A 14978-nucleotide genomic window follows, 5' to 3' on the forward strand; every position below is an offset into this window, starting at 1 on the left:
AGCCGGTAGCGCTTGCAGTCTTTGAACGGAAAAACCATCGGCGTCCTGATGGGCGGCCTGTCAAAAGAACGGGAAGTCTCCCTGACCACGGGCCGCGAAGTGATGCAGGCAATCCGGCGATTGGGCCTGACGGCGGTGGAGATCGACGTCACGCACGACGTGTGGACGCAGGTCAAGGACGCGGGCATCGATCTCGCGTTCATCGCCCTGCACGGCACCTACGGCGAGGATGGCACCATCCAGGGCCTGCTGGAATACGCGCGGATTCCGTACACCGGGTCCGGCGTTCTGGGCAGTGCGGTGGCCTACAACAAGGTCACCTCGAAGGAGGTCTTCATGCAGAACGGCATTCCCACCGCCGCCTACCAGGTGGTGCGGAAACCAGAGCGCGACGCGTTTCAGCGTCATCTCGACCTGCCGGTGGTGGTGAAGCCGTCGGACCAGGGCTCGAGCCTCGGTGTCACCATCGTGCGCGAGGCGGAGGAGTTCGACGCAGCGCTGGAGCTGGCGTTCCGCTACACGGAGGAGGTTGTGGTCGAACAGTACATCGATGGCAAACTGCTGGCCATCGGTATGCACGGCGAAAAGCCGATGCCGATCGTGCACATCCGGCCGAAGTCGGGGTTCTACGACTACGAGTCGAAGTATACGAAGGGAAAGACGGAATACATCTGCCCGGCGGAGTTGAGCGGCATCGAGCGTGAAACCTGCCAGCAGGTGGCCATCGCCGTGTTCCGCGCGCTCAAGGGACGCGGCTTCCCGCGGGTCGATGTGATTCTCGACGACGACGGCGTGCCGTACGTGCTGGAGATGAACACGATTCCCGGAATGACGCCGACCAGCCTTCTGCCCATGGCGGCGAAGGAAGGCGGAATGAGTTTTGACGATCTCGTACTTGAAATTCTGAAACGCGCCACGCGCGACTACATGGACTGACGCAGAATGGTCGATTACAGCACCACATCACCACAGAACCGCTCTTCCGGCTGGAAGCGCGCACACACGCAGAGGTCGAAACGGCAGAAGAAAAAAGCCGTGCGTTACCGCACCGGCCCCAAGCGTGAGGTGAATGCGCGGAAGGTACTGCGACTCGGCCTCGACTGGGGCGCCAGAGGATTGCTCGCGGTTGTGTTGATGTACGGCCTGTTCCACGCGTACCAGTTTTTCACAACGGCGCCGCAGTTCCGCATCAGCCGCATCACTTTCCACGGCAACAAGACGGTGGACGCGGAACACCTGTATATGGCGGCGCAACCGGTGTTCGGCGAAAACATTTTTCACGCCGACATCGATGGCGTGCTCAAACCGATCCGCCTCAACCACTGGGTGCAGGACGTGTCGGCGATCCGCAAACTGCCGCAGAGCCTGCATATTCATGTTCAGGAACGCACGCCCTACGCACGTTTGGAATTGGAACAGACCTATTTGATGGACCCGTACGGTGTGCTGATCGCACCCGACTCAGGCGTGTACAGTGACCTGCCGCTCATCCAGGCGGGGACGCTCGGTGAAGTGGAACTGGGCAAACCGGTACACATCGACTGGGTGGTGCCGGGCCTCAAGGCGATGAACGCACTCAATCAACTGGGGGCTTTCCGTGAACAACCGTTTCATGCCGTGCGTTTCACACAGCCGCATCATCTCATCTTCACCTCGAAGTCCGGACAGGTATCTTTGCGCATGGCCGTGGACCGTCTGGTGGAGGGGTTCGACAATTTCAAAGTGGTTCTGGAAGCATTGCAGTCCGACATCGGCAAGGCCCGCTTCATTGACCTGTCGTTTGCGGGCCGCGTGGTGGTCCGCGACGAACCGTGGGAGAGCGGCACGGACACATCGATCAAGAAGTCCTAACAGGAGGGAAACCCGCACATGTCCAAAAAGAAAAATTACGTTGTGGGCCTCGACATCGGCACCACCAAGATCTGCTGTATCATCGCCGAGGTCAGCCCGCAGGGTGAAATCGAAATCATCGGGCTCGGCCAGTCGCCATCGCGTGGTCTGCGCAAGGGCGTGGTGGTGAACATAGACGGCACCGTGGAATCCATTCGAAGCGCGGTGGAGGAAGCCGAACTGATGGCGGGCACGGAGATCGAGTCCGTGTTCGTCGGCATCGCCGGCGGCCATATCAAGAGCATGAACAGCCACGGCATCATCGCCGTCAAGAACAAGGAGATCAACCAGCAGGATGTGGACCGCGTGATCGATGCGGCGAAGGCCATCGCCATCCCGCTGGACCGCGAAGTGATCCACGTTCTGCCGCAGGAGTTCATCGTCGACAACCAGGACGGCATCAAGACACCGCTCGGCATGGCGGGCGTTCGGCTGGAGGCGAAGGTGCATATCGTCACCGCCGCCGTCACCTCCGCACAGAACATCGTCAAGTGCGTGAACAAGGCCGGGCTCGGCGTGCAGGACATCGTACTCCAGCAACTCGCATCCAGCGAGTCGGTGCTCTCCAGCGACGAGAAAGAACTGGGCGTGGCGCTCATCGACATCGGCGGCGGCACCTCCGATCTCGCCATCTTCTACGAGGGCGCGATAAAACACACTTCCGTGCTGGCCATCGCCGGGGCGCAGGTGACCAACGACATCGCCATCGGCCTTCGCACGCCGAACGCGGAAGCGGAAAAGATCAAACACGCCTACGGGTGCGCCTACTCGGCGCTTCTCGCCGAGGACGAGGGTATCGAAGTGTCCAGCGTCGGCGGCCGCCCGGCGATGAAGGTCTCGGGTCAGATCCTGAGCGAGATCATCGAAGCGCGCGTGCGTGAGATGTTTGAAATGCTCAACCACGAAATCCAGACGTCGGGATTCGAGGAACACATCTCGTCGGGCATTGTCATCACCGGCGGCTCGGCGTCCATGCCGGGCATGGCGGAACTGGCGGAGGAGGTGTTCCAGGCGCCGGTGCGCATCGGCACGCCGATGGGTCTCGGGGGATTGATCGACGTCGTCAACAATCCGGTGTACGCCACGTGCACGGGATTGATCATTTACGGAGACCGTTGCTACAAGGCGGGAAAGTACACGGAACTCCAGGGAAGGAATCTGTTCGACAAAATTTTCAGCCGAATGAAAGGCTGGATGGAAGAGTTCTTTTAATGAACAAGGAGGAACAAATGGGCTTGATTGAATTTGAGCAGGACAACGAGTACTCCGCCTGCATCAAGGTGGTTGGGGTCGGCGGAGGCGGATCAAACGCCGTCAACGCCATGGTGCGCTCGCACATCCAGGGTGTGGAATTCATCATTGTCAACACGGACGTGCAGGCACTGGAATCGTCCCCGTGCATGAACAAGGTGCAGGTGGGCGCGGAGGTGACCAAGGGCCTGGGCGCGGGTTCCAACCCGGAGATGGGCCGCCTCGCGGTGGAAGAAAATAAAAACCAGATCCGCGCCATGCTGGAAGGCGCCGACATGGTGTTCATCACTGCCGGCATGGGCGGAGGCACCGGTACCGGCGGCGCGCCGACCGTGGCCAACATCGCTCGCGAACTAGGCGCACTGACCGTAGGCATTGTCACCAAACCGTTCGTGTTTGAAGGAAGGAAGCGCGAGCGGCAGGCCGAGGAAGGGCTGCAGGCGTTGAAGGACTCGGTGGATACGTTGATTGTTATTCCCAATCAGCGCCTGTTGAGCTTCATCTCGAAAGACACTCCGCTCACCAACGCGTTCAGCCACGTCGATGACGTTCTGCGCCAGGCCGTGAGCAGCATTTCGGATTTGATCGTCATCCCGGGGCTGATCAACCTCGACTTCAATGACGTGAAGACCATCATGTCCGGCATGGGCAAGGCACTCATGGGCGGCGGCACAGCCACCGGCGAGAATCGCGCGGTGGAAGCGGCGGAAAAAGCCATCTCCAGTCCGCTCCTCGACGAAGCCACGGTGGACGGCGCCAAAGGGGTGCTCATCAACATCACCGGCGGCGACGACCTGACACTGCACGAAGTCACGGAAGCCGCATCGCTCATCCAGAAGAACGCGCACGAGGACGCGCATATAATCTTCGGAGCGGTGATCGACAAGCACCTGCAGGGCGAGATGCGCGTCACGGTGATCGCCACGGGATTCGAAAAATCCGAAATGCAGGAAGAAGAGCCGGTGGAGGAGGAATGGTCGGTGGCAGCGCCTCACGAGAGTGCCATCGCATACAAAAAGGTGGTGGGCGGCGATCCGCAACCCAGCGCGCCCAAACCACCCCTGTTCCGCAAAAGCGGGCTGAGGCAACTGGCCGCCTCCATCCGCAAGGAGTCGCCGGACTCGGTGGCCAACGAGTCTAATTACGACATCCCGACGTTTCTCCGCAAACACGCGGATTGACCAGGCAGGAAGCAAAGCCCAGGCGGGGAGGAAACCCTTGGTCAGGAGTGAGGGTTTCCTCCCGCCCCTCCTTCCTTTTATAGCGCGTTCAAATCCCAGTTGTAGTCCATGAACTCGATGCCGTAGCCGGGATCTTTCAACGCGGCGCGGTTGCGTTCCGGAGCGTACGGTGCAAGATACTCCCGCACGCCACCCTTTGGCTCAAAGTCTTCCCGAAACCAGTCAAAAATCGACGACAGAAAAACCGTTTTGCGCTCCTTGTCGACACGCAGGCCCTTGCCCGGATTCATGAGAAAGTGCTCCGCCTGTGCCGTCAACTGCGCTTCCAGGCGATCCGGCCAGTAGGCCTCTTTGCGGATATCGGGGCAACTGACCGACGCGCAGACGATGGCCATGTGAATGCTCGGCTCTCCCATCTTGCGCAGAATGCCGTGCTCGATTTCATCCAGCGTGATCGGTTTGCCGCCGATAGTGCCCACCTGTTTTTTCCAGACTGAACCGAACAGCCCGCCCGCATCCTTGATGCTGTCCACGGGATAGTGGTCGAGAACCATCTTCACCGCAAACACGTTGTAGGCGTTGATCCAGAACGCCAGTTTTTCTTCGCGCGTTTTGAACTCGTCGGGGGAAGCCGCCTCGAACTGCCGAACCACCTTGCTGAAGACAGGGTCGTTTTTGAGTGCCTTATAAGGAAGAGCGTTCAGGCGCACGCCGTCCAGCGTGGTCGGCCGCACGTGTTTTTTCAGAAGCGCGTCCCAGTCCGCATAATCGAACGCCCACGCGGCAGGGCTCCCAATGAAGATAAAACAAAGGCATGCAAATATCTTGATCCCGTGCTGTAAGGTTGGTAATTTGATTGCAACCTTGGAAGATTCTTTCCTGGCAGGCGCCGGTTGCGGATACATGCGGGCTTCTCCTATATAAGGGGTTCGCTTCAAAATCAGGTCTCAGGCTTTCGTCCCCGGCTTTTCCGATTCCTTACACCTTATTCTAAAACGATGTTTAAAGATCCCAAAAACTGTTTGTACGTATCCGATCTGGACGGCACCCTTCTGGATCCACACAGTGAGTTTTCCGCCGAGTCCGCGGACCGGCTCAACCGTCTGATTGACGACGGTCTCATGTTCACCATCGCCACCGCGCGCAGTTACGAGTCGACCCACCCCATCCTGAGCGAGGTGAATTTGGAAATTCCGGTCATTTTGTTCAACGGCGTGTACCTCACGGATTTTCATTCAGGGCGCAACCTGGAGTTGTGCGACTTCATTCCACATCATGTCGTTCATTCCATGATTGAAATGGTCGATCACCTGAGCGACGACCCCTTCGTGTACGCATATGGCGGCCAGAACCGGTTGTACTACCGGAACGCCACCAACCACGGCTCCCGGGAATACCTGAAAAGCCTGGAAGGCGACGGACGCCTGCACCGGGTGGAACAGTACGAATTCCTGGAAAACGAGGCCATCGCCGGATTCCTGCTGATCGACACACCAGATGCCCTGCAACCCGTGCACGACACGCTGAAGCAGAAATTCCCGCGCGAACTCAACCTGTACTTCGCCGAGGACATCGCGCATCCCGGTTATTACTGGTTACAGGCGTTTCACAAGGGGGCCAACAAGGGGAGCATGCTCGACCAGCTGGCCGAGCAACTGGATATCCCCATGAACCGCGTGGTGGTGTTCGGCGATTACCTGAACGATCTGGAGATGTTCAAGATCGCCGGGAAATCCATCGCCGTCGCCAACGCCCTGCCAGAGGTCAAACAGGCCGCTCATGAAGTGATCGGGAGCAACGCCGAGGGCGCGGTCCTGAATTACCTGGAGTCGGTGTGGTACGGATCTTCAAAAAAGGTATCTTAGGCGGACCGGGTTGCGATAAAATGAAACATCGATTTTTGGAAAAACAGAAAACTGGATTGAGGTGTTGAAATGTCGGATACCGAACAACCCCAAGAACCGGAACAGACCATATACCAACGGGACCTGACCGCGAAGGAACCCAAGGTTCCGGAAAAGGCCGAGGGAGATAAACCCAAAAAGCCTCCGGTGAAACCGCCGCGCAAGGTGTTCAAGCCGAAGAAGGCAAAAATCCAGACCAGCAAACCGCTGGAACAGCGCACGCGCCATATCCTGGTTTCGACCAGGGAAGCGGCGGACCTGATCCGGCAGACGATCATCGGTTTCCAGAAAGAACTCGAGAACGAACCAAGCAACGACCCGGACAAGGAATTCATCGACCGGGACAAGGTGGAAAAGTTTTTTGCCAAATTCGCCAAAAAATACAGCACCTGCCGCACCCGCCGCATAGGGGGCGACCTGGACTGGGTTTATCCCAACATGGACGTGTCGGAGGACATCATGACTCCGGATCTCAGGGACGCCATCCTGAAATGCGAGAAGTTCGTGATCGCCGAACCCATCCAGTCAAAGCTGGGTTACCACATCGTGCTGGTGTGCGAATCGCGCATCTGCAAGCGTGAGGCGGAAAAGAAGGAAAGCGTGGACCCGCGGTACGAAGCCCTCATGGCGAAGGACAACCCGACCATCCAGGCCCCGCCCAAAAGCATGGACATCCCCACCTGAAGCTTTTGCATGCGAAAACGGTGGAACCCGGAACGTTGCTGTCCGGGGGGCTCAGGTCTTGAACAAAAACAGCACGATGCCAAGGACGATGACCACCAGGGTGCCCCAGCCCATGATCTTCAGCATTTTATCTTCTCCCATACCGACTGCATTCCTTTCTCGTCAGAATTGAACGTCCCCGCCCAGCTTGTTTTTTAAAATCATCTCCGCCGGGGTGTAATACTTCTTTTCGTTGTTGCATGACTTGCACGCCACCACCACGTTGCCCTTGGTGCTCTTGCCGCCACGCGCCAGCGGAACCAGGTGATCCATCGTCAAGTCCTTCCGGTCGAACGTTTCGCCACAAAAATGGCACACACCGCGATCGACCTGCACTCGCCACCACGTGGACTGGCGCAGATCCTTCGCCTTCTGTTTTTCGCGCGCGATCTGCTGGGGAGTGGGTTTGCCGCCCGGCTCGGCGCGCCCGCTACGCGGTGTGCGCGTTCGTTTCATGATGTTGTATGAGGAGAAAAGGATTCAAGTTGCCGCGCACCGCACGCACGGTGCCGGAAAAACTGGCTTTCGGGTACCAGTGCATGTTGCCCGCATCGAACTCGAATCCCAGCGCTCCCGACAGGCGCGAACGCCACGTCCAGAAACAACTGCCGTAACCGAACTCGAACACCGGGTCGATGTGCAGGGTGTACGTGCGTCCACGCGACTCGAACGTGTGGGCGATCTCGTACAAGCTCTGCAGTTCCAGCCGGTCCGGCAGACGCCAGTCGGCATGCCCCCCCAGTTGAACGCGGTTGAGGTGCTCGATGTACTCGTTCGCTTCATACCACGAGCAGTAGTTTCCCGTCTCAGCGTAGTGGTAACTCTGTTGCCACACAAGGCCGGTGGCGGTGTCCGTCACCGTTCCGTCTTCGTTTTCGACGAACCGTTCCGTCATGAACCCACCCGGTCCAGCACCGTCGCCCGGCGGAACGTGTAGCCGCATTGTTCGATGCCGTCCGGCTCCGTCGGATACTTCATGCAAAGAAGCGGCTTGTCCGGCGTGCCGTGCACCCGGCAACGGTTGTCTTCGGTCAGTTGGTCGCAGGCAATGGGAATGGCGTAGAACAGGCAATTGTTGTCCACGTCTTCGCCCACCAGTTGAATGCCCCGGTATTTTAGATAGCGTTCCAACTCTTCAACCGTGCCGTGCTGGCGCAGGGTAACGTCCCGCACCACAGTCACGTTCACCGTCTGGCAGCACTCGCCGCATGAATGGCACTCCCCTTCCCTGATCCACATAGAATCTCATCCAGTTAAAATAGAATTCTCCTCCGCCAGATCATGACGACGGACGTTTGGTTTTCGATTTCCGTTTCGTTCCGCTTTTGCCGTAGTGCTCCGCCGACACGGTGGTGTAGATGCCGCCGCGCACGTTGAACTCGCCCACCACCTGCATGTAGCGGGGGCGGCAGGCCTTCACCAGGTCGTCGAGGATTTCGTTGATCACCTTTTCGTGGAACGCTCCCTCGTCGCGGTACGACCACAGGTAAAGCTTGAGCGACTTGAGCTCGATGCACAGCTTGTCCGGGATGTAGGTGATGTCGATGGTGGCGAAATCCGGCTGACCCGTTTTCGGGCACAGGCAGGTGAACTCCGGGCACTCCATGTTGATCTCGTAATCCCGGTCCGGATTGGGATTGGTGAACACTTCCAGCTCTTTAGATGATTGTTTTTTTGACATTTAGAAGACTCGCAACATTTTTTTGATTTTTTTGACCGGACACCTTGCCTTTGCAGAAAGGCGTATTATATAAGACCAACGTTTCTGGCACTCTGCCTCACAGAGTGCTAACCCTTGCTTACTTGACTCAGATCCGAACCCGTAACCGGTTATTTTATAAAAAGTTATGGATCAAAGCGGCGTTGCACGAGGACGCCCACCATCACCAATCCAGTTTACTGGATTCCAAGTTTATCATTTTTTGGGAAGGAGCACAGTTCTATGAACATTCGTCCATTGCAAGACCGTATTCTGGTGCAACCCATTCGGGAGAAAGAAGTCCGAAAAGGGGGGATCATCATTCCCGATTCCGCCAAGGATGCGCCCACGGAAGGCCGAGTGAAGGCCGTCGGCCCGGGCCGGATCGGTGAAGACGGAAAACGCGTGAAACCGGATGTGAAAGTCGGCGACAAGGTGCTGTACAGCAAGTACGGCGGCACCGAGGTGAAGATCGACGCCGAAGATTTCCTGCTGATGCGGGAAGACGACATCCTGGGCGTGATCGACAGCAAATAACCCCACGAACCCCCTATTTGAGGAGAACGATATACAATGGCAAAACAAATCGTATATGACGAGGAAGCACGACACAAGATTCTGTCCGGCGTCAACCAGCTCGCCGACACCGTCAAACTGACCTTGGGCCCCAAGGGCCGCAATGTGGTCATCGACAAGAAATTCGGCTCTCCGTTGATCACCAAGGACGGCGTGACCGTCGCCAAGGAAATCGAACTGAAGAACCCGTTCGAGAACATGGGCGCGCAGATGGTCAACGAAGTCGCGAGCAAAACCAGCGACAACGCCGGTGACGGCACCACGACGGCGACCGTACTGGCGCAGGCCATTTTCCGCGAAGGCATGAAGAACGTCACCGCCGGCGCCAACCCGATGGAAATCAAGAAGGGCATCGAGGATGCCGTCGCCGCGGTGATCCCGGCCATCCAGAAGCTCTCCAAACCGACCAAGGACAAGAAGGAAATCGCCCAGGTCGGCACCATCTCCGCCAACCACGACACCGCCATCGGCGAGATCATCTCCGAAGCCATGGACAAAGTGGGCAAAGACGGCGTCATCACCGTCGAAGAGGCGAAGAGCATGGAGACCGCTCTCGAAATCGTGGAAGGCATGCAGTTCGACCGCGGTTACCTGTCGCCCTACTTCGTCACCGACGCGGAGCGCATGGAAGCGGTGCTGGAAGACTGCTACCTGCTCCTGCACGAGAAGAAAATCTCCAGCATGAAAGACCTCCTGCCGGTTCTGGAAAAAGTGGCCAAGGGCGGCAAACCCCTGCTCATCGTGGCGGAGGAAGTGGAAGGCGAAGCGCTGGCGACCCTCGTGGTCAACAAACTGCGCGGCACCCTGAACGTCTGCGCCGTCAAGGCTCCGGGCTTCGGCGACCGCCGGAAGGACATGCTGAACGACATCGCCATCCTGACCGGCGGCCAGGTGATCACCGAGGACATCGGTGTGAAACTGGAAAACATCACCCTGGACGACCTGGGCCGCGCCAAGCGCGTGACCATCGACAAGGACAACACGGTGATCGTCGACGGCAAGGGCAAGCCTTCTGAAATCCAGTCCCGGGTCAAACAGATCCGCGCCCAGATTGATGAGACCACCTCCGACTACGACCGCGAGAAACTACAGGAACGCCTCGCGAAGCTGGTCGGCGGCGTCGCCATCATCAAAGTCGGTGCGGCCACCGAGACCGAGATGAAGGAAAAGAAAGCCCGCGTTGAGGATGCCCTGCATGCAACCCGTGCGGCGGTCGAGGAAGGCATCGTGCCCGGCGGCGGCGTGGCGTATCTGCGCTGCCTCAATTCCCTCGACAAGCTGGATGGCACTCACGACTACAAACTGGGCGTGAAAATCATCCGCCGTGCTCTGGAAGAGCCGGTCCGGCAGATCGCGGCCAACGCCGGTGAAGAAGGCACCGTCATCGTCGAGAAGGTGAAAAGCCTGAAAGGCGCCAACGGTTTCGACGCCCGCACCGGCGAGTACGTCGACATGCTGAAGGAAGGCATCATCGACCCGGCAAAGGTCACCCGCACCGCGTTGCAGAACGCGGCCAGCATCTCCGCACTGTTGCTGACCACGGAAGCGATGATCACCGACCTGCCGGAAGAGAAGGACGACCATGGCCATGCGCACGGCGCACCGGGCATGGGTGGCATGGGCGGTATGGGAGGTATGGGCGGCATGATGTAAGCCCCCCCTCCTTTTTGAATAGAATCCCCGGTCCCGTTTGGGGCCGGGGATTTTTTTTGCCCGTTATGGATGGTTATATTCGAGGGAATCCACCGGGGGATTCTCCAATTCCGGTTGACATCTGACGGCTAATAAAATATAATTTTAAAAATCAATTACTTACAAGTTACCGGTGAGTGACGGACACCACTCACCGCGCTGGAGAGGACAGGGATTGCCGGGCTCCGGGCCGGGTTTCCTGCGGCATCTTTACCCTCGTTCAGGCCTGCATTTATGGTAAGGTACGGCTCTTTACGGACCACGCCACCCCCTGTGGCGCTTACGAGCCCCTGACCGTCTTGATGTCTAAACCCAATTTCATTCGATTGTTTCTGAGAGCTGCCTTCCAGTTTCCGGCTTTTTGGCTGGCCGCATGCTTGTTGCTGGCGATGCCGCGTCCGGCGTGGGCCGACTCCCCTCTCCACTTCGTGGTGGAGAACAAGACCTTCGTGTACAACCAGGAACACACGAACATCGACGCCATCAACGAAGGTTTCACCCTGATCGGCAACCAGACCAAGACCTATTTCCGCTACGCCATCGCGCCTGCCGTGGCGGTGGACGTCGGCGCGTTTTTGGATTTTCCCTTTGGGGAGGACGACCGCGTCTCGGGGGTCGACCCCATCATTTCCCTGCACTGGGGATTCGCGCCGGGCTGGCAGTTCACCGCCGGTACCATCGACCGGAACCATCCCCTGCACGACGCCTTCTTCAACGACAACCTGCGTTACATCGAGCCGATCGAGCAGGGATTCCAGATCCGCGGCGACACGCAACACATTTTGCAGGACACATGGCTGAGCTGGGAGGAACGGGAGACGCAGACAAAACGTGAAAAATTTGCGGCGGGCAACTACACGCAGTTGAAGGCGGGCGGCTTCATGGTGGACGCGCAGGTCTACTGGGTCCACCTGGGGGGACAGAAAAACAGCGGCCCCGGCGTGTGGAACAACCTGAGCTACGGCTTCGGCACAGGCTACACCTACCACCACAGCAAGATCCTTCACCCCGGCAGTTTCCTGGACAACATCGGCTTCACCATCCACTACCTCGTCAACCAGGACGATCCCCCCGGTTTGCCGCAGGTGGATGAGGAAGGAATGGCGCTGCGCGTGTTTGCCACGGTGTGGGACACATACGTGTACGGCCTGTTCTGGGAAGGCGGCAGTGCGCATTTCAACTCGCCGAGGGGCGACGTCACCCAGCCCGGCGTACCCTTGGCCAAGGGCGATCCGTTTTACAAGGCGGAGGATTTTCAGGAGGTCGGCGTCATCAAGACCTGGACGCTTGGCAACAACATCTACCTCACCGCCGACGCGCGGGCGCAGTACATCCTCGACCGCCTCGTGCACATCGCGCACCTGAACGTCACCTGGCGCGACTCGTTTGCGCTGTTCGAGGAATTCTTCAGCAAGAAGCGGCCCGACCCCACCCGGCCGCCGCAGACCTACTGGCCCCAGCCTCGCTGAACTTTTAAGAAGGGAAAAAAGGAAACCGCTAAAGTGGCGTGTGGACCTTCGCCCCCGCCTGCGGCTGGTCGGTGGCAAATACGAACTCGCGGATGCCCGCCTCGTTGGCCAGACGAATCACATCACCGCAGATCTTGAACGACGCCTTGCGGTCGGCCTGAATCTCCAGCACCGGCTCTTTTTTATCCACCGCCAGTTGAGCAAACACGGCCGGAAGCCCGGCCAGATCGTTGGCCTGGCCGTTCACCTCGATGCCCCCATCCGGATACACCTTCACCTGCACCGTGTCCTGTTTGATTTTTTCCGCCGACTGCGACTCCGGCAGGTCCACTTTCTGCCCGTGCTTCATGGCAGTGGAGGTCAGCATGAAAAAGATCAACAGGAGAAACACGACGTTGATCATCGGCGCCATATCGAGCCCGAAGGACGTGTCTTTGGTTTTGCGGATGCGGATCATGAATTCGTTCTCACATCACAATCGAGTAATCGGTCACCCCCGCCTGCCGGGTGATGTCCAGCACATTGACGAACACCTCGTAGCGGGCGTCCTCGCTCGATTCGATGACCACCTGTTTGTCCTGGCGGGTTTGCAAAGCCTGAGTGAGTTTGTTCAACAACGCATCAGAAGAAAGAGGCTTTCCGTTCAACGTGATCGATCCATCCTGCTTGATGGCGATAACGACGGGTTTTTCGGGATTCTCCGTGGCCGCCTGCGATTCCTTCGGCAACAGCATGTCGAGTCCCTGCCCCTGCACAGCGAAGGTGAGCATGAAAAATATCAAAAGGAGAAACACCACGTCGATGAGCGGGGCGAGATCGACGCGCGACCGCTTTTTATGACGGCGGATCTTCATGACGCGACCAGGGTTTTGGACGAGGCGGCGGCGTTGCGGTTCTGCTCCACGGAATGGACGAAGTAATGCGCGAAGCGTTCCATGGCGAAGCCCAGCCGCTCAATGCGCTTGTCGAAGAAATGCATCATGACCAGCACCGGAATGGCAACGGCCAACCCTGCGGCGGTGGTCAACAGCGCTTCCCAGATGCCCCCGGCGAGCAGGCTGGGGTTCACCTGCCCCTTGTATTCCGCCACCTGGTTGAACGCCTGCACCATGCCGATGACGGTGCCCAGCAGGCCCATGAGCGGTGAGATGGCGGCGATGACTTCCAGCCCCTTGATGTTGCGCTCCATGCTTTCCATTTCTTCCTGCCCCACCATGGACAGCGTTTCCTCCAACTGCCACTTGGGCGCGTTGTGGTTGTGCACGCCCGCTTCCAGCACCCGCGCCACCGGTCCGTGGGATCGGCGGCACAGCTCCAGCGCTTTTGCCGTGTTCTTTTTGCGGAGTGCTTCCTGCACCGATTTGTACAGTGCTTCCGGGTTTTCTTTACGTTTATTGAAGTACACCAGCCGTTCGATGATGATGGCGACCGCGATCACCGAGCAAAGCAGGATCGGGACCATGATGATCCCACCCTTGGTTATCAGGTCCATCGCCGATTGAAACATTGTCATGGTGTCGCTCCTGTTTTACACAAAAATTTCTTTTTCATGCCGTCACTCGATGAAAAACGAAACCGGCAACTGGAAGGACAACGAATCGTTCCCCAGTTTGGCCGGAATGGCCGCGTAGGGACTGCCGTCGCGGATGGCCTTCATCGCGGCCTCATCGAGCACGTCAAAGCCGGACGACTGCGCCACGGTTACGTGCACAAGGTTGCCGTTACGCGCCAGTTTGAACGCCACCACGGTGCGGCCCTCAACCCCGCGCTGGCGGGCGACATCCGGATACACCTGGTGACCGGCGATCCGTTGCTGGATGCCGCGGGCGAACAGTCCCAGAATCCGCCGCCGCTCCTCCTCGGACAGGCCCCCATCGCCCCAGTTTTCCAGCGGCACCGGCTGGGTGAACGATGGCGACACCGACGCCGTCGAAAACTTTTCAAAATGAGACACCGGCTGTGCTCCGGTGACCGGCGCGGGATTTTCATTGGAGGCAAAAAGGGGTTGCGGCGTGACCGGCTGAACCTTCGCCGTCTTGACGTGGGTCGCCACGGGCGTCTGCATGACGGCGGTCTGCGCAGACGGTTTGGAATCCGTTACCGGAGTTTCAAGATGCACCGGATGGATGACCTGTCCCGTTTTCCGTTGCCGCGTGGTGCGGTCCATGAGCATCGCCTTCCGCGTGGCAACAGGCTGACTCAAAACCTGCGGTTGCACCTTCGGTTTCAGCATCGGCGTTTGATGCACGGCCTTTGCGGACACCGGCTGCACTTTGGCGGATACTGTCGGTTGAGGCGGCACGGCCATCGGCTGAACGGGGTTCATCTGCATCTTCACCGGAATGGGGGCCTGCTTCATGTCCTGCGGCTGGAATGCCTTGGGTTTGGGTCCGGCTTTTTTCTTGGGAGGAACCGGAACGGGTTTCTTCTCCGCAATCGTCATCCGCACTTTTTTGGTTTCCGGTTCGGGAATCACCTTGTCACTTTGGATCAACGGCAGGGCGGAGATCACCACCAGGTGGAACGCCAGCGAACACACCACGGCGCGCGGCCAGTTCACGTTGTCCATGAGAGGTCTTACTTCAGCGTGCAT

At 58.5% G+C, this 14978-nt stretch carries 18 protein-coding genes; 9 read left to right on the forward strand and 9 right to left on the reverse strand.

Annotated features, from left to right (window positions below; all coding sequences use genetic code 11):
• Nucleotides 1–21: 21 nt before the first annotated feature.
• The 4 genes from TX82_RS14130 to ftsZ are packed head-to-tail and all read left to right on the forward strand — an operon-like array spanning nucleotide 22 to nucleotide 4322.
• Nucleotides 22–936: a D-alanine--D-alanine ligase gene (locus TX82_RS14130; RefSeq protein ID WP_222823023.1), complete on the forward strand. Its 915-nt coding sequence runs from the start codon at nucleotides 22–24 to the stop codon at nucleotides 934–936.
• A gap of 6 nt (nucleotides 937–942) precedes the next feature.
• Nucleotides 943–1851, forward strand: coding sequence for a cell division protein FtsQ/DivIB (locus TX82_RS14135; protein ID WP_005005719.1), 909 nt, complete (start codon nucleotides 943–945; stop codon nucleotides 1849–1851).
• Between the two features lie 18 nt (nucleotides 1852–1869).
• Nucleotides 1870–3102, forward strand: a complete 1233-nt coding sequence (gene ftsA / locus TX82_RS14140) for a cell division protein FtsA (protein WP_005005720.1) — start codon at nucleotides 1870–1872, stop codon at nucleotides 3100–3102.
• 23 nt (nucleotides 3103–3125) lie between these two features.
• Nucleotides 3126–4322, forward strand: coding sequence for a cell division protein FtsZ (ftsZ, locus tag TX82_RS14145; protein ID WP_042252752.1), 1197 nt, complete (start codon nucleotides 3126–3128; stop codon nucleotides 4320–4322).
• 77 nt (nucleotides 4323–4399) lie between these two features.
• Here the strand turns inward: ftsZ and TX82_RS14150 are convergent, their stop codons facing one another.
• Nucleotides 4400–5227: a DUF547 domain-containing protein gene (locus TX82_RS14150; RefSeq protein WP_005005724.1), complete on the reverse strand. Its 828-nt coding sequence runs from the start codon at nucleotides 5225–5227 to the stop codon at nucleotides 4400–4402.
• Between the two features lie 93 nt (nucleotides 5228–5320).
• On the opposite strand from TX82_RS14150, the gene TX82_RS14155 reads away from it, so the two are divergent.
• Both TX82_RS14155 and TX82_RS15440 read left to right on the forward strand, forming a co-directional pair.
• Nucleotides 5321–6187 (forward strand): Cof-type HAD-IIB family hydrolase, encoded by an 867-nt coding sequence (locus TX82_RS14155; protein ID WP_005005725.1) that lies wholly within the window; start codon nucleotides 5321–5323, stop codon nucleotides 6185–6187.
• A gap of 69 nt (nucleotides 6188–6256) precedes the next feature.
• Complete coding sequence (locus tag TX82_RS15440) at nucleotides 6257–6910, forward strand: peptidylprolyl isomerase (RefSeq protein WP_005005727.1); 654 nt, start codon at nucleotides 6257–6259, stop codon at nucleotides 6908–6910.
• Nucleotides 6911–7072: 162 nt separating this feature from the next.
• On the opposite strand, the gene TX82_RS14165 is transcribed toward TX82_RS15440, so the two are convergent.
• Genes TX82_RS14165 through queF form a run of 4 tightly spaced genes read right to left on the reverse strand, consistent with a single transcriptional unit; the run spans nucleotide 7073 to nucleotide 8630 of the window.
• Nucleotides 7073–7405, reverse strand: a complete 333-nt coding sequence (locus TX82_RS14165; RefSeq protein WP_005005730.1) for an HNH endonuclease — start codon at nucleotides 7403–7405, stop codon at nucleotides 7073–7075.
• Entirely contained in the window at nucleotides 7380–7844 is a 465-nt protein-coding gene (locus tag TX82_RS15445; RefSeq protein ID WP_005005731.1) for an Lcl C-terminal domain-containing protein, read from the reverse strand. The genes TX82_RS14165 and TX82_RS15445 overlap by 26 nt, the downstream gene beginning before the upstream one ends.
• A complete protein-coding gene (locus TX82_RS14175) occupies nucleotides 7841–8188 on the reverse strand; it encodes a YkgJ family cysteine cluster protein (RefSeq protein WP_005005732.1) in 348 nt (115 codons plus the stop codon). Before TX82_RS14175 ends, TX82_RS15445 begins: the two co-directional genes overlap by 4 nt.
• A 40-nt stretch (nucleotides 8189–8228) precedes the next feature.
• Nucleotides 8229–8630 carry a preQ(1) synthase gene (gene queF, locus TX82_RS14180; RefSeq protein WP_005005733.1) on the reverse strand — a complete coding sequence of 134 codons (402 nt, stop codon included), beginning with the start codon at nucleotides 8628–8630 and terminating at the stop codon, nucleotides 8229–8231.
• A 261-nt stretch (nucleotides 8631–8891) separates the two neighbouring features.
• Here queF and TX82_RS14185 point away from each other — a divergent pair, with 261 nt between their 5' ends.
• From TX82_RS14185 to TX82_RS14195, 3 genes are all read left to right on the forward strand, one after another.
• Nucleotides 8892–9185, forward strand: coding sequence for a co-chaperone GroES (locus TX82_RS14185; protein WP_005005736.1), 294 nt, complete (start codon nucleotides 8892–8894; stop codon nucleotides 9183–9185).
• Between the two features lie 36 nt (nucleotides 9186–9221).
• The gene (gene groL, locus TX82_RS14190) at nucleotides 9222–10877 is read left to right on the forward strand and encodes a chaperonin GroEL (protein WP_005005737.1); all 1656 of its coding nucleotides are present in this window, start codon (nucleotides 9222–9224) and stop codon (nucleotides 10875–10877) included.
• 341 nt (nucleotides 10878–11218) lie between these two features.
• Nucleotides 11219–12385: a lipid A deacylase gene (locus TX82_RS14195; protein ID WP_144079189.1), complete on the forward strand. Its 1167-nt coding sequence runs from the start codon at nucleotides 11219–11221 to the stop codon at nucleotides 12383–12385.
• 28 nt (nucleotides 12386–12413) lie between these two features.
• Here the strand turns inward: TX82_RS14195 and TX82_RS14200 are convergent, their stop codons facing one another.
• Genes TX82_RS14200 through TX82_RS14215 form a run of 4 tightly spaced genes read right to left on the reverse strand, consistent with a single transcriptional unit; the run spans nucleotide 12414 to nucleotide 14978 of the window.
• Nucleotides 12414–12842 carry an ExbD/TolR family protein gene (locus TX82_RS14200; protein WP_005005741.1) on the reverse strand — a complete coding sequence of 143 codons (429 nt, stop codon included), beginning with the start codon at nucleotides 12840–12842 and terminating at the stop codon, nucleotides 12414–12416.
• Nucleotides 12843–12852: 10 nt separating this feature from the next.
• Nucleotides 12853–13239 (reverse strand): ExbD/TolR family protein, encoded by a 387-nt coding sequence (locus tag TX82_RS14205; protein WP_005005751.1) that lies wholly within the window; start codon nucleotides 13237–13239, stop codon nucleotides 12853–12855.
• The gene (locus TX82_RS14210) at nucleotides 13236–13898 is read right to left on the reverse strand and encodes a MotA/TolQ/ExbB proton channel family protein (RefSeq protein WP_005005754.1); all 663 of its coding nucleotides are present in this window, start codon (nucleotides 13896–13898) and stop codon (nucleotides 13236–13238) included. Before TX82_RS14210 ends, TX82_RS14205 begins: the two co-directional genes overlap by 4 nt.
• Nucleotides 13899–13940: 42 nt before the next feature.
• Entirely contained in the window at nucleotides 13941–14978 is a 1038-nt protein-coding gene (locus TX82_RS14215; RefSeq protein ID WP_005005755.1) for an energy transducer TonB, read from the reverse strand.

Source organism: Nitrospina gracilis 3/211 (genome assembly GCF_000341545.2).
In the GTDB taxonomy this organism is placed as follows: Bacteria; Nitrospinota; Nitrospinia; order Nitrospinales; family Nitrospinaceae; genus Nitrospina; species Nitrospina gracilis.